This window comes from Thermogemmatispora sp. (assembly GCF_019683755.1).
Taxonomy (GTDB): Bacteria; Chloroflexota; Ktedonobacteria; order Ktedonobacterales; family Ktedonobacteraceae; genus Thermogemmatispora.
The window spans coordinates 1-13,353 of record NZ_JADGHT010000103.1; the positions used below are offsets into that span (position 1 = coordinate 1).

Genomic DNA, 13,353 nt, shown 5'->3' on the forward strand with positions numbered 1-13,353 from the left:
ATACGTAGTAGGTAATAAAAATGAAAAAATACATATGTAGTTCTACAGAGAACATCAGGAGGGAATTATGCAACCCAGCCAGATGCAGCAGTGTCACTTAAGATCTTTTATGGCACTTCTCTCTCTACTTTGTTTACTGCTCCTCGTGGCTTGCGGCCCTGGCTCCAGCCAGCCAGTGCATACCGATAACACCGATGACATGAAATTGAAGGTGGCCCTTACGAGCCTTTCCTCAGCCACTCTTCCCGACATGGTGGCTCTTGACAAGGGCTACTTCAAGGCCCAAGGCCTCACTGTTTACCCTATTCCGTTCACTGTTGAATCCAGCAGCCCGCAGATGGCCGAGGCCATCCATTCCGGAGCCGTTGAGGTCGCTATCGGTGGCCTGCTCACCGATGCCTTCCTCGTCTCACAGATCGATTCCGATGTCAAGGTGATCGGGCAGCTACAGACCTCTTTCCCCAACGACATCACTGTCAGTAACAAGTTCCTCCAGCAGACCGGCCTCTCCGAAAGCAGCCCCTTGGAGGCCAAGGTCAAAGCCCTCGTCGGCAAGAAAATCGGCGTCGTCTCCACTACCGGCCAAACCGGTGGTCTCGTCAGTTATCTCTTCCACCTCTTCGGTCTGAATGCCAGCAAGGACGCGATCCTTGTCCCTGTTGGTAACAATGTCCTATCAGCAGTGGCAGCCCTGAAAGCTGGTCGCGTCGATGCCCTTAGCTTCTATAAGCCCGTCGGCGAGGCCGTCCAAACTCAGGGCCTGGGCCGCATCTTCATCAGCCCCCTCCGCGGCGATGTCCCCCAAATGCAGGGCCAGCTCAACTCCGTCTTCTACGCCAAGGCCAGCCTCATCCGTGCCAAGCCCAATACCATCAAGGCTCTCGTGCGCGCCATCACTATGGCCCTCGCCTTCATCCAGAAGTATCCTGACCAGGCGATCAAGATCCTGCAAAAGTATACTCACATCGACGACAAGACCGCTGCCGCCGCCGCTCAGGACCTGCGCTTTTCCTACGCAACCACGCCCATCGTCAACGAGCAGGGCTACAACGTTACCGCTTCCTTCGCCCTCCAAACAGGAGCAGTGAAGAAGATCCCTCCCTTCTCTACCTTAGTCGATACTCAAACCGCTGCTCAGGCTCTCCAGGGCTTCACTCCACAGGTGTAGCCCAAACTTGTCTGGAACAGTAGGCCAGGCTGCACCTGGCGATCATCGCCAATATCCAGGCACCTTGATCGCCAGGCGCCTGGTCACAGAGACAATTGTTATCCCTTGTTAGCTTGCGCTACCTACAGGCAAGCAGATTTGCCCTGGGAAGGATGAAGATGATGTCAGAGCACAGCCCGACTTCGGTCCAAAAAGCCTCAATAGGATACACCGCTTATATGACAGCCGCTGTGCGCGCTCATGAGAGCCAGCGGCCAGATCGACTCTTTCATGACCCCTGGGCCGCCTCACTAGCCGGCGCAGAAGGCGAACGCCGCTTTCTCCAGCTCGAAGACGCCGGCGGCTGCATCATTGTACGTACCCGCTTCTTCGATGAATTTCTGCAGCATACCATCGGCACGCTGGGCATTCGCCAGCTTGTTATACCAGCCTGTGGCCTCGATACACGCGCTTTCCGACTGGAATGGCCCCCAGCTACGATTGTGTTCGAGTTGGATCAGCCATCCGTGCTCCACTACAAGGAGCATATCCTACAGGAGCAACAGGCCCGCCCACGCTGTCAACGCCGCCTTATCCCTATCGATCTTACCGAGGATTCCTGGCCCTCAGAGCTACTGAAAGCTGGCTATGATCCTTCGCTCCCCGCCGTCTGGCTCATTGAAGGCTTGCTCTTCTACCTGCCTCAGGAGGCGATCTTGCAGCTACTCTCGCGCATCAGTAGCTTGAGCGCGCCTCAGAGCTGGCTGGCCTTCGATGCCATCCATAGCGCTATGACAACCTCTCCCTTAACGCGTCAGCGTACAGAGCGCGTTTCCAGCCTTGGCGTCCCTTGGATCGGGACAATCGATGACCCTACCAGCCTCCTGGCCTCTCTGGGTTGGCAGGCTTTCGTCACTTCTACCGCCCGCAAAGGCTATGAATACAATCGCCCCGTCTACCCGTTCATCCCAAGTGAGGAGCTGACTCCCGAGACGGAAAAGCTCTATCATTGGCTGGTCACTGCCGTACGCCAGAGCCGGGATAGCTAAGAACCTTCTTTCAATCAGACCGTTCAACACGGAGCCGAGAAAAGCTTGTCAAGCGCGGCTCGGTCAGGCCAGAGAGCAAGGGCGTCCTCTCTGTCTGCTTATCCAGTGGTGCGACTCCCACGGCAAGCAAGCCACCCTTAACCATCTGCTCTGGTCTTGCTCCCTGCCGCGCTTGCCCGGCCTCAAAATCCAGGCTATGAGTGTGAATCTCGTCCGAACCAAAGCTACTGTATTAATTCGTTAGAGCACTTTCAATGATCTGTCGTTCAAGGGAGAATAAGATGCACGTCGCCAAATTCATGCCAGAGATAGCCCTCTTGAAGCGCCGCCGCATAGGCCCGTTTCAGATGCTCGCGTCCCGCCAGCGCCTCGAGGAGCGCAAGATGGGAGGCCTGCGGCTCATGGAAACCTGTCAGCAAGCCATTGACGACATACAGGCCTCGACGCGGAGTAATCACCAAATCCGTCCAGCCTTCACCAGCATGCACTACCCCATATTGATCAGCTACCGTCTCGATCGCCCGCATAGGCGTTGTCCCTATAGCAATGATCCGCCGTCCCTGCCGACGAGCAGCATTAACTAGCTCGGCACTCTCGGCAGGTACACGATAGTATTCCTCGTAAGGCGGCTCATGAGCCTCCAGACTGGCTACTCCCGTATGCAGAAGCACCGGCGCAAACTGGATTCCTTCCGCTACCAGGCGCGTGACTAGCTCAGCCGTGAAAGGACGACTGGCAGAGGGCATCTCTGCGCTGCCCGTCTCTGTAACAAAGACTGACTGATAGTATTCAAGCGGCCACTCTCGCTCTACATAGCTGTAACGAATAGGAAAGCCATGATGCTCTAGATAGACATCAAGTGGCTCTGGCAGATCCAGCGCTGCGACCCAAAGACGTGCCTCGCCAGTTCGGCTGTTCTGCACATAGGGCCTATACAGCTCTAGACGACCTCCCTCAGGCAAAGTCAATACCTCGCCAGCGCGCATCGTGAGATAGGGCCGTGACCCTGTAGGCAAGACCTGACGCACCTCAACCACCCATAGCTCCGCCGGCAAGCGAGTCGAAAGATGTAACTCTAGTAATTCTCCATCGGCATGCCTGGCCTTCAGTGCCGCTTTCATGGTCCCGCTCGTGTTAATAACCAGCACATCCCCCCGCCTGAGAAAGGTCGGCAAGGCGCGGAAGCGGGTATGCACTAGCTGATCACTATGGCAATACGAGACTAGTAATCGCACCTCATCACGCGCCAAGCCCCGCGCCTCAGGCGGCTCTCTTGCCTCAAGCTGAGCTGGCAGTTCAAAGGGCAAGCCCTGCCAGCTCAGCTCATCGGTCAACAGCCATGACCCACGTGTGGTTTTGAGATACGCACCAGGCTCTCTCTCTTTTGCGTTTTGCATCTGCTCTTACCTTACATGCTCTATTATCAATAGAGATCCCTTCCATTTATGGAAGTCAAGCATGACTCACAGCACCCACCTGTCTACCTCGACCTTATCTCACGTGCCAGATAACGCCCCGAGGGATAGTCTCCCTCAATTAAGGCCAGCAAGCCCGGTACACTCACCTCCGGCGGAGGACGATCACTAATATCCTCGCCAGGGAAGGCCTCTTGATGCAGACGCGTATTCATGTCACCAGGATCAACCAGGTAGATCCGCCACTGCGGTTGCTCTGCCGCTAGAATAGCAGTCAGTTGCTCTAGAGCAGCCTTGCTTGACCCATAGCCACCCCAGCCAGGATACGGCTCGCGCGCCGCATCGCTGGTGATGTTGATGATACAGGCACCAGATGGCAGATAAGAATGTAAATGCTGGATAAGTGCTAATGGAGAAAAAGTGTTGACAAGATAGACTTTTTCCAGCACATCGAGAGGATAAGACAGCAGAAAAGGCTGAGGACTGGGCCCAAGTATGCTGGCATTGTTGACCAGTAGGTCGAGTCGCCCCCAGCAGGCCACGGCCCTGGTCAGTGCTTGCCGGTGTTCAATACCGCTGATATCGCCAACAATAGCTACTACCTCGCTCCACTGCGCCAACTCGGCCCGAGCCTGCTCTAGCTCGTCGGCAGTGCGCGCATCGATCACAAGCCGCCAGCCCTCCCGAGCAAGCCGACGAGCTAGGGCAAGGCCCAGACCACGCGAGGCCCCAGTGATCAGGGCCGTACGTCCAGCGTTCTCGGCCAGAGAAGTCATCAAGTATCGGCCTCCTTACTGCGGATCACAGATGAGTAGTCAGCACGATCACATGATAGAGAAGCCGTTCCCTGACCTACACCGGGCAATCGGACAGATGAGCGCCTGTCCATGTGGACAGGCAGCCTAACGCTGGTCGCTCCCCACCTCATCGTCTCCCGTTACCCTCAACCAGAGTCAGCGGCAGCGCGCTGAGCAGGACCAGCAAGGCCGCAAAGACAATGAGACCTGCGGTGCGCCAATCTTCTCTCCGGCTACATCGCAGGCCTCTTGATCTCTGTTACTCTGCTCTTTCAGCACTCAGTCTTGGTCGACTCGCCCGTTCGCCGCTGACTAGCCAGCCACCAGTGCCCAACCCCAACCGAAAGGCTTATCGCTAGTAGCCAGATGACGGCGACGCTGGTAGGCGAAGAGAGGTAACTCAGAATCGCCGCAGCTCCATTCGCGATTGCTCAATGGTCTCGATCACCGCGGCAATCTCACGGCGCACGCGGTCATTGGTTGCCATCTCAGCCTGCACCTTCTCCCAGCCATGCATGATCGTCGTGTGATCACGTCCGCCTAACTCAGCACCAATCTGCAGAAGCGAAGCATCAGTCTGCTCCCGCATAACATACATGGCCACCTGACGCGGCCAGACAATCTCACGGTCACGGGCCTTTCCACGGAGCTGCTCGGGATCAACATTATAATAGCGACAGACCCCTTCTAACACCTCTCGCACCGTCAACGTGGCAGGCGGTTTGCTATTATAGATATGCTCCAACGCCTTGGCAGCTAAGCTGACAGTGAGTGGCTCCTGATGCAACGTTGCATAGGCAATCACACGCTTCAAGGCCCCTTCCAGCTCACGTACACTACGGCACTCGGGACGAGCGATATAATCGATCACCGCCGGAGGGACCTGGAAGCGCATCGACTCAGCCTTCGAGCGAAGAATCGCCTGGCGATGCTCATAGTCAGGCGGCTGGATATCTGCCAGCAGTCCCCACTCAAAACGCGAGCGCAAGCGGTCCTGCAGGCTGACAATGGCCTTTGGGGGGCGATCGCTGGTCACCACAATCTGTTTGTTGGAATCGTAAAGGGCGTTAAAGGTGTGGAAGAATTCCTCCTCCGTAGACTCCTTGCCAGCGATAAACTGGATATCATCGACCAGCAAAATATCGATCTGCCGGTATTTCGCACGGAACTCCTCTGTCTTTTGGAAACGGATAGCGTTGATAATTTCATTGGTAAACTTCTCGGAGGTTGTATAGAGAACGCTGAGGCCGGCAGCTTCGCCATGATGGCCAATGGCGTGGAGTAGGTGAGTCTTGCCCAGGCCCACCCCGCCATAGAGGAACAGCGGGTTATAGACATAGCCAGGGCGCTCGGCCACGGCTTTGGAGGCGGCATGAGCCAGGCGGTTTGATTTACCAACAATGAACGTGTCAAAGGTATAGCGTGGATTCAGCATACTGCCGCCTTCAATCGGCGTAAAGAGATGCTCCTGCTCGCCGCCACTTCCCCCCTTCTCCTCAGCAGGGCGTTCGTAGCCTAGAAACATAGCAGCCTGCTCCTCCTCAGGGGTTGCAGCGCGATGAGGGGCCGGGCGAGCGCTAGAAGGGGCGTGAGACGTCATCGCAATTGCCGGTGAAGATGAATCGAGCTTTGCCCGCAGAGCTGGGCGATGTCTGGGCGCGCGGTAGGTGCGCTTCAAACGCTGAGCAGGACTCTCGCTGAGAGCCGCCTCCTGCTCCAACTCCTGTAGCTCCTCATCGACAGTCGAGCCTTTCGTGACCACAAAACGCACCTCGGGCTGGCAACCAGTCACCTCCGTGAGGAGCGAACGGATCATCTCGATAAAGCGCACTTCCATCTGAGCCTTGGCGAAGGCTGAGGGCACCCCTACCATAAAGACATTCTCATCGAACGAGAGTCCTACCGTTCCGCTGAACCAGGTATCATAGACGGACGGCTGGACCCGGGTCTGTATCTGCTCCAGTGTCGCTTTCCAGATCTGTTTTGCATTCACCGGCTCTCACCTCATACGCAGTTCGTCTCTGCCTTCAGGCTGCGTAGTTCTCTTTGCTTTGGTTCATCCGGGCATAGGCATGCCACCAGGTCATAGGCTCGGATCATTAGAACAAGTCGCAGCTCGAGGGGTGCCCAGCCCTACGCTGGTAGTACAAGGGTCGGATGAGTAGGACAAAAAACACCCGGATGAACGTATTCCTGAATAGCAGAGGGTAATGGTAGCACTAAACCAAAAGGCTGTAAAGCCCTCTTTTGGTACCAGATGAGAAGCAGGCCATAGGAATTCCTTTACCAGTAATATATACTGGGTCCAAAGCGCGCAGGGCCTGCTCGCGAGTGAGGAAAAAAGTACTGTTGCCGCTGGGAAGCGGAGACCTGCAGCCGCAGAGATCCCGACAGCCCGCTCCGCTTACCGGCTACAGTGGGAGACCTGATAGCGCTCCTTTCTAGCTGCTCCAGTCAGTCAGGTCTCATCTTTTGCCTGCCTGCTAGCCTGCCGCCGCTTCTTACAGAGACAGCCTGATAGGGCGGACGAGCATAGAGCGAACGGAGGTGACTACCTCCGGCTCGCCTTCTCTCTGCCTGTTTTTGCTAGCGTGAGGGAAAGAGCAGTCCGGCACACACGACGCTCAGTCCCAGATGCGCCTTGCTTCCACACCGCTATCTTTTGAGTGAGAGGATAGAAAGGAGGGGCAGCCGCTCCTCTACCCAGCTACTCGGTTCATTCATGCTCCGCCGGGGACAGGGAAGAGAAGAAGGCTGCTCAGTGATGCCCATGAAAGCACTGCTGCGCTCGGCACAGGCCGTCTACCGACCCAAACTTGGCTATAGCTGGCTCCTGCTCCTGATCCTGGTGATCTTGATGGGATCGTTGACCACCGCCTGTTCCAGCATGTTGGGCGGCAATACGCCTACTCAGCACGCCGCTACGACTCCTACCCCCGCTACTGTCGCCTTGAATCAGCTCCATTGGTGCGGCAAGCCTTCGATGCTATTCCGGGATGAAGGAGCCAGCGTCTCTCCAACAGCCGCCACCGCTACCGTTACTTCAACCACTACCCCAAGTGCTCAGGGCACCCCAACGAGTGGCCCGCGCACTCTCACGGATTGGGAACAGGTTCAATCCCTACTCGGCTTCACTGTCTACCTGCCCCCCCGCCTGCCAGCCCAGAGCTGTCTGGTGAGCGCGCTCGGGACGGTGCATGATCCAATCTTTGGCGGGAACTTCTCTATTTCCTACCTGTTGCCCGACGGAAGCGCTATTAGCCTTTCAGAGGCGCCGCATCGCAATCAGAAGTCCCAGTTTCAATGTACAGCTTCTTTGGTCACCCCTACCGCGGCGGCTCGCTCACAGACCAAGGCTACCCCAACGGCCAGGGTGAGTCCAACCCCAACACGCACACCGAATCAAATTTGTTCTGGTGTGCGCGGCGAGACCAGTATCGTTTTCTCCGCACCTGGTGACGAGCAAACGCTGAAACAATTTTTCGATTCCTTGCAGCCAAACGTCGCTTGGGTCCCTCTGGCTTGATCAGTTCCCTCACCGCTGCCAAGTAACATGGAGAAGCCAGATGGTGAGCCATTTGCTAGCTGCTACACACAGGCATACGAGTCTAGACGCAACTATCCACGGGAGATGCGCCACTCCAAGCAAAAAAGAAAGAGAGAGGAGAGCCACGCCCAATGGTTCTGTTGCGGATACGCCCTTCATCCAGGCAAAGAAAGGAAGCAGGAATCGTGCAGCGACTAAGCATGTGCTCTGACTGTGGGCAGCCTCGCGATCCGCAGGTGGACTTTTGTACGCCCTGCGGCGTTCCACTCCCCTCTGCAGCGGGAATAGCCGACAGTAAAGCATTGGGATGGGACAGGCACTCGGGGAAGCCAGCTCGCCCCGCTAAGATAGCTGATAGTTCTTTGCGGTGGTACTATAGCCCTCCTTACTCTGCAGGGACTTCTGGCCTGATCCATTCTTGGACTGCCTGGCCTCTTCTGGGGTTTCATTGGCCTCAAGGCGTTACAGTTCAGCCTGAGCCGCGGGCAGCGATAGGGGTCTCTCAAGGCCGCCTCTGCCCCCGCTCGACGCCCGGTGACTACTTCTGGTATAATGGCAACAGTTTTGCGAGTGCGCTAATTACTCCTGTGAGGTATACGAGGAGCACAAAAGCAAAGCCTACGTGCTAGCAAAGGGAGGAGATCTATTATGGATAAGTGCCCCCGTTGTGGTGCAGAAACGCGGCCCGGGGATCGCTTCTGCTTGAGTTGTGGTCAGCCGCTGCTTTCCTCCGCTCCTGCTTATGAGCAGGCCCAGGCCCCGCTTTCCGGGGGCGATGCGACTGTGCCAGCTCAGGATGAGTGGGGGCCTTCTGCTCCTGGCTCGCAGTCGTCACCTTCGCCCGGCGGAGGCTGGTCAAATGCTACTATTCCTGCCTCGCCAGCAGCTCCGACAGAGTTGTCGCCTTCGCCTGCCCAGTTAGCCCCCAGCCATGAGGCAGCAGTGGCCACTGCTGCACCGAAAATTCAAAACCCTGCTCGCTTTACCCTGAAATCGGAGAGCGGCGAGGTGATCCAGGAATATACCCTTGATAAGGAGGAGATTACTATCGGGCGTGCTCCAACGAGCGATATCCTCCTTTCTAAGGATAAGCTTACCTCACGTCGCCACGCTACGGTACGCTACGAGAATGGCCAGTATATCTTGCGCGATGAGCGGAGCGCAAACGGAACTTTCGTCAATGGACAGCAGCTTGAGGAGTTAGTTCCATACGTTCTAAAGGATGGTGATCATATCGGTATCGGTGAGCATGAATTGATCTTCCATGCTCCCGCTGCCAGCGTCGATGAGCTACCGACGATCAGTATCCAACCCAGCGAGCTGACCTATCGCACGCGCGAAGATAGCAACTTGACAGCCGCTGGCTCACTAGACCAGTTTGCGACCCGTAGCGAGGGTGAGCTATCTTCTGCAGGGACAGCCAGCAGTGGAGCCGTTTCGTCCGCGCCCCGCAGCAGCGATAGCAGCTCCGCTAGCGCCGCCGCAGTGGCTGAACCTGCCGCCGCAAGCCTGGCACGTGAGGCTGAACCCGCCGCCAGTGCTTCCGCTCCAGAAGGCGTTCAGGCTCCGGCTGCCAGTCCTGCCGATGGCGTAACCTTTAATCGCTTGACAAGCCTGCCTCTGCCCGCCCTGCCTGATATGTCGTCGCTTATGGCGGCTCTGGCCACGCTTGATGGCCAGGTCTCCGCTCTCCAAGAGCAGTTGAATGCGACACAGGAGGCCCTGCGCAATCATGAGGCCGAAATCGCTCAAACGGCTAATCAGTTGCGCGCCGGCGTGCGCCGTGTGGCTGAACGCATGGACCAGACCATCGCCGATGTGGCTCGCAGCCGCGAGGCCCTTGCCTGGTCTGAGCTGATCCAGTTGATGGAAGACGTAACGAACAACCCCCGCGATATCGAGTACGTGACACGCCTTGCCCGTAAAGCTCGCGAATTGAATAAGGTCTTCCAGATCCACCAGAGCGTACTCAACACGCTGGCAGAGTGTAATACTCTACTACGCGCTCTCATTGGAGAGGAACGCTAATCAGCAAAAATCTCATCTTATAGGAAGCATAAGACTGTTTCACAAAGATGCAGGAAGAGCACTATGACGCCATCGTCATCGGCGCTGGCTTGGGGGGCTTGCTCAGCGCCGCTCAGTTGCTGCAGCGCGGCAAAAGCGTAGCTCTGCTGGAGCGGCTTGATCACTGCGGTGGACGCTTTACGGCCAAAACCTTCAAAGGTGTGCAGGTCAGCACTGGCGCTGTGCATATGGTTCCCTTCGGCAGCAGCGGGGTGCTGGCCCGCACTCTGCGGCGTCTGCAAATCCCCCATCGTCTTCTCGACGCCGACGTTTTCGGCTCATTCCATGTGCACGGACGTCAGGTACGCGCTCGTGGCCTCCTTGGCGTCTACCGCTTTCTTGGTCCGCGCCAGTTCTTTTGGTTCCTACGCCTGGGTTACCTGATGTTCCTGCGTCCGCTCCCCGCTGAGGAGCGAGACCTACCTTTCAGCTCCTGGCTGGCACGCCACATCAATGTCGAGCGCAACCGTGAGCTAGTGGCATTCTTCGAACGCATTGCCCGCTTTGCCCTTAGTCTGGAGCTGCATCAGGTTTCAACGGCTGAGGTCATTGCAACGACGAAGAATATGTTTCGCTACGGCGCGCCCGGCATTGTCGAGGGGGGCTGCGGCGCGCTGATAGCTGAGCTAGAGCGCCGCCTTCGCGAGCGAGGCGCCACGGTGCTACTGAGCCACGAGGCTCTGCAGATTTTGCAAGCCGAGGGGCGAGTGACGGGCGTACGCGTTCGTAACCGGGTGACTGGCAATGAGCTGTTGCTCCGCGCTCCCTTGGTGGTCAGCGATATCGGCCCTCGTGCTACTACGGCTCTGATCGAGAACCGCCAGGTGCGCCAGGCCGAGCTGCTGAAACAGCAGCGGCAGGTCGCCCAGACAGCTTCCCCTGCCGAGGGAGAAAGAGCAGCAAGCGCATCAGACAGTGCCTACCGCGAAGCAGTGGGGTTGAAGGTTCATGTACTGAGCGATGTTTCCCTCATCCCCCATCGCGGTATCATGTATTGTCTGGACACCCAGCGCATTGCTGGCATTGTCCAGCCAACGAACTGCGATCCCCGCCTTGCTCCTCCGGGCAAGCATCTGCTCATTACTCACCAGGTGCTCCAGAGTGATAATATTGAAGAGGAGAAGGCCCTGGCCATCGCCGACCTGCGTAGCCTCTTCGGCGAGACGTTTGAACAGCATTGCCGCATCCTCACGATGAGTGTCTACCGCGGCGAGTGGCCGGTGAATCGCTTGGCTCAGGGGAGAGATCTTTCGCCGGTTACTCCATTGCAGGGCCTCTTTCTGGTGGGTGACGCCGTTAAACCCAGTGGCTATTTGATGGTCGAGGGAGTAGCCCAGAGCGTGAATTATGTGCTGGATCTCCTCGATGCCATCGAGCGCGATGAGGCGGTCGGCCCACTTGGGGCCCCTCGCTTGCCTGCGACCGTTGTCGCTGGCAAGCATCCGAGCTGGTTAGACTGGCTTCCCTTTGGACGCGGGCGGGGACGCTCACGCTCAAGCTGCGCTGAACGCCCTCCTTCTCGCTTGAACGCCCTGCGCTGGTTATGGACGGCCCCGGGCAATGCTCGTAAGCAGGTAAGGAGACCTCTTTATCCATGACGGATGCTGCCAAGACTGCTCCCTATTATTTGATCCGCGGTGGTACCCCTCTCCACGGTGAGGTCACGGTCAGCGGCGCCAAGAATGCTGTTACAAAGATGACCATCGCCTCACTGCTGACAGAGGAACCCTGCACGCTGCGTAACGTGCCCCTTATCGGTGACCTCTATCTGACGCTGAGCCTCTGTCAGGAGATGGGTTCTGAGGTGATGCTCAATGAGCAGGAGCATACACTCTCAATCAGAACCCCAGCTATCCATTCGACTTCGGTCTCAGCGACAATCGGCGGCCTGAACCGTATGGCGATTCTGACGGTCGGCCCTTTGCTGCATCGCTGCGGTGAAGCCGATATCCCTTTGCCTGGCGGCGACCGCATCGGTGCGCGCCCCATCGATTTTCACCTGAACGGCTTGCAGCAGATGGGGGCAACGATCGTAGAGCTGGGCGGTCGCTACTATATGAGGGCACCCCGCGGCCTCCACGGCGCTACTATCCGCTTGCCTTTTCCTAGTGTGATGGCCACCGAGAATTTCTTGATTACGGCTTCGCTGGCCCGGGGTGTGACGATCATCGAAAATGCCGCGCTCGAACCAGAGATCATCGACCTGATCAAGTTTCTCCAGAAAATGGGCGCCATTATTGAGCAGAAGGTAGACCGCCGCATTGTGGTCGAAGGGGTGCAGCGCCTACGCGGGGCCCGCCATACGCTTCTGAGCGATCGCAATGAGGCGGTGTCGCTGGCTATCGCCGCTTACTTGACGAAAGGCGATATTTACCTGCGAGGGGCCCAGCAGGACACATTGTTGACTTTCTTGAATACGCTGTCCAAAATGGGTTTGCGCTTCGAGGTGGAGGATGAGGGCATCCGCTTTATCGGAGATGATCGCCCTCCCCCTCCTATCGCTCTGGAAACGGATGTCCACCCAGGCTTTATGACTGACTGGCAACAGCCTTTTACGATTCTGCTGACCCAGGCCGATGGGATCTCGGTGGTGCATGAGACAATCTATGAGGATCGCTTCGGCTATACCCATGCCCTGAAAACAATGGGGGCCCATATCGGCCTCTATACGAAGTGCCTGGGTGAGGTACCCTGTCGCTTCCGCGAGAAACAGTATTTGCATAGCTGCGTGGTTCGTGGTCCCACCCCTCTGAGCGCCGCTCGCCTGGATATCCCCGATATCCGCGCCGGCTGCTCCTATATTCTGGCCGCTCTCTGCGCCGAGGGAACCTCTGAGGTGCATGGCGTGGAGCATATCGAGCGTGGCTATGAGCGTCTGGATGAGAAGCTACGCACCCTCGGGGCCCAGCTTGAGGTGATCCGCCCTTCAGGAGAGGACGATAGGCTGGATGCTCTCGCCTAGCTCCGTCAGACTCCTGCTTAGCTCTCACTCTCACCCTCTCGCCCCACTCTTGGCCACCCTTCTGCCAGGCTCTCCGCTAGCTCCTTCCTCACTCTCTTGACAGAGGCCAGCAGAAAGGCTATACTTTCCAATGTGTTGAATGAGTGATTACTCATTCAAAGAATCCAGCCACTCGTTCCAGTTCGAGCGGGCTGAGATCAAGGCGGCCCCGAGTAGAGGACGTTATCCTACCTACCCGCCACCTTATCAGGATGAGCCGATGCCACGCAGTGAGCAAGCAAACCAGCAGATCCGCGATGAACGCCGGCGGCAGATTTTACACGTAGCCGCCGAGATCTTTGCCCGCCGCGGCCTGGCGGAAACACGCAT

Annotated in this window: 9 protein-coding genes and 1 pseudogene; 7 read left to right on the forward strand and 3 right to left on the reverse strand. The window is 57.3% G+C overall.

The features are described 5' to 3' along the window. The first annotated feature begins 109 nt into the window (after window positions 1-109). The gene (locus tag IRZ24_RS09060; protein ID WP_297162827.1) at window positions 110-1,168 is read left to right on the forward strand and encodes an ABC transporter substrate-binding protein; all 1,059 of its coding nucleotides are present in this window, start codon (window positions 110-112) and stop codon (window positions 1,166-1,168) included. 218 nt (window positions 1,169-1,386) lie between these two features. Further along, the gene (locus IRZ24_RS09065) at window positions 1,387-2,196 is read left to right on the forward strand and encodes an SAM-dependent methyltransferase (RefSeq protein WP_297162831.1); all 810 of its coding nucleotides are present in this window, start codon (window positions 1,387-1,389) and stop codon (window positions 2,194-2,196) included. Window positions 2,197-2,462: 266 nt separating this feature from the next. On the opposite strand, the gene IRZ24_RS09070 is transcribed toward IRZ24_RS09065, so the two are convergent. The 3 genes from IRZ24_RS09070 to dnaA form a co-directional block, all read right to left on the reverse strand. Next, a complete protein-coding gene (locus tag IRZ24_RS09070; RefSeq protein ID WP_297162834.1) occupies window positions 2,463-3,593 on the reverse strand; it encodes an S-adenosylmethionine:tRNA ribosyltransferase-isomerase in 1,131 nt (376 codons plus the stop codon). 83 nt (window positions 3,594-3,676) lie between these two features. Then, window positions 3,677-4,387 carry an SDR family oxidoreductase gene (locus tag IRZ24_RS09075; protein ID WP_297162853.1) on the reverse strand — a complete coding sequence of 237 codons (711 nt, stop codon included), beginning with the start codon at window positions 4,385-4,387 and terminating at the stop codon, window positions 3,677-3,679. Between the two features lie 421 nt (window positions 4,388-4,808). After that, window positions 4,809-6,401 (reverse strand): chromosomal replication initiator protein DnaA, encoded by a 1,593-nt coding sequence (gene dnaA, locus IRZ24_RS09080; protein WP_297162837.1) that lies wholly within the window; start codon window positions 6,399-6,401, stop codon window positions 4,809-4,811. A gap of 771 nt (window positions 6,402-7,172) precedes the next feature. Here dnaA and IRZ24_RS09085 point away from each other — a divergent pair. The 5 genes and pseudogenes from IRZ24_RS09085 to IRZ24_RS09105 form a co-directional block, all read left to right on the forward strand. Further along, window positions 7,173-7,934 carry a hypothetical protein gene (locus tag IRZ24_RS09085; RefSeq protein WP_297162840.1) on the forward strand — a complete coding sequence of 254 codons (762 nt, stop codon included), beginning with the start codon at window positions 7,173-7,175 and terminating at the stop codon, window positions 7,932-7,934. Window positions 7,935-8,603: 669 nt separating this feature from the next. Next, on the forward strand, window positions 8,604-9,983 hold the full coding sequence (locus IRZ24_RS09090; RefSeq protein ID WP_297162842.1) for an FHA domain-containing protein: 1,380 nt from the start codon (window positions 8,604-8,606) through the stop codon (window positions 9,981-9,983). A 47-nt stretch (window positions 9,984-10,030) separates the two neighbouring features. Then, a complete protein-coding gene (locus IRZ24_RS09095) occupies window positions 10,031-11,620 on the forward strand; it encodes an NAD(P)/FAD-dependent oxidoreductase (RefSeq protein ID WP_297162845.1) in 1,590 nt (529 codons plus the stop codon). After that, window positions 11,617-12,984 (forward strand): UDP-N-acetylglucosamine 1-carboxyvinyltransferase, encoded by a 1,368-nt coding sequence (gene murA, locus IRZ24_RS09100; protein WP_297162847.1) that lies wholly within the window; start codon window positions 11,617-11,619, stop codon window positions 12,982-12,984. Before IRZ24_RS09095 ends, murA begins: the two co-directional genes overlap by 4 nt. A gap of 139 nt (window positions 12,985-13,123) precedes the next feature. Further along, window positions 13,124-13,353: pseudogene (locus tag IRZ24_RS09105) on the forward strand (hypothetical protein); the annotation flags it as partial.

Bases quoted from the DNA above. Each gene is read 5' to 3' on its own strand.
- IRZ24_RS09060 (WP_297162827.1), top strand. From the start codon at position 110: ATGGCACTTCTCTCTCTACTTTGTTTACTGCTCCTCGTGGCTTGCGGC.
- IRZ24_RS09065 (WP_297162831.1), top strand. From the start codon at position 1,387: ATGACAGCCGCTGTGCGCGCTCATGAGAGCCAGCGGCCAGATCGACTC.
- IRZ24_RS09070 (WP_297162834.1), bottom strand. From the start codon at position 3,593: ATGCAAAACGCAAAAGAGAGAGAGCCTGGTGCGTATCTCAAAACCACA.
- IRZ24_RS09075 (WP_297162853.1), bottom strand. From the start codon at position 4,387: ATGACTTCTCTGGCCGAGAACGCTGGACGTACGGCCCTGATCACTGGG.
- IRZ24_RS09085 (WP_297162840.1), top strand. From the start codon at position 7,173: ATGCCCATGAAAGCACTGCTGCGCTCGGCACAGGCCGTCTACCGACCC.
- IRZ24_RS09090 (WP_297162842.1), top strand. From the start codon at position 8,604: ATGGATAAGTGCCCCCGTTGTGGTGCAGAAACGCGGCCCGGGGATCGC.
- IRZ24_RS09095 (WP_297162845.1), top strand. From the start codon at position 10,031: ATGCAGGAAGAGCACTATGACGCCATCGTCATCGGCGCTGGCTTGGGG.
- murA (WP_297162847.1), top strand. From the start codon at position 11,617: ATGACGGATGCTGCCAAGACTGCTCCCTATTATTTGATCCGCGGTGGT.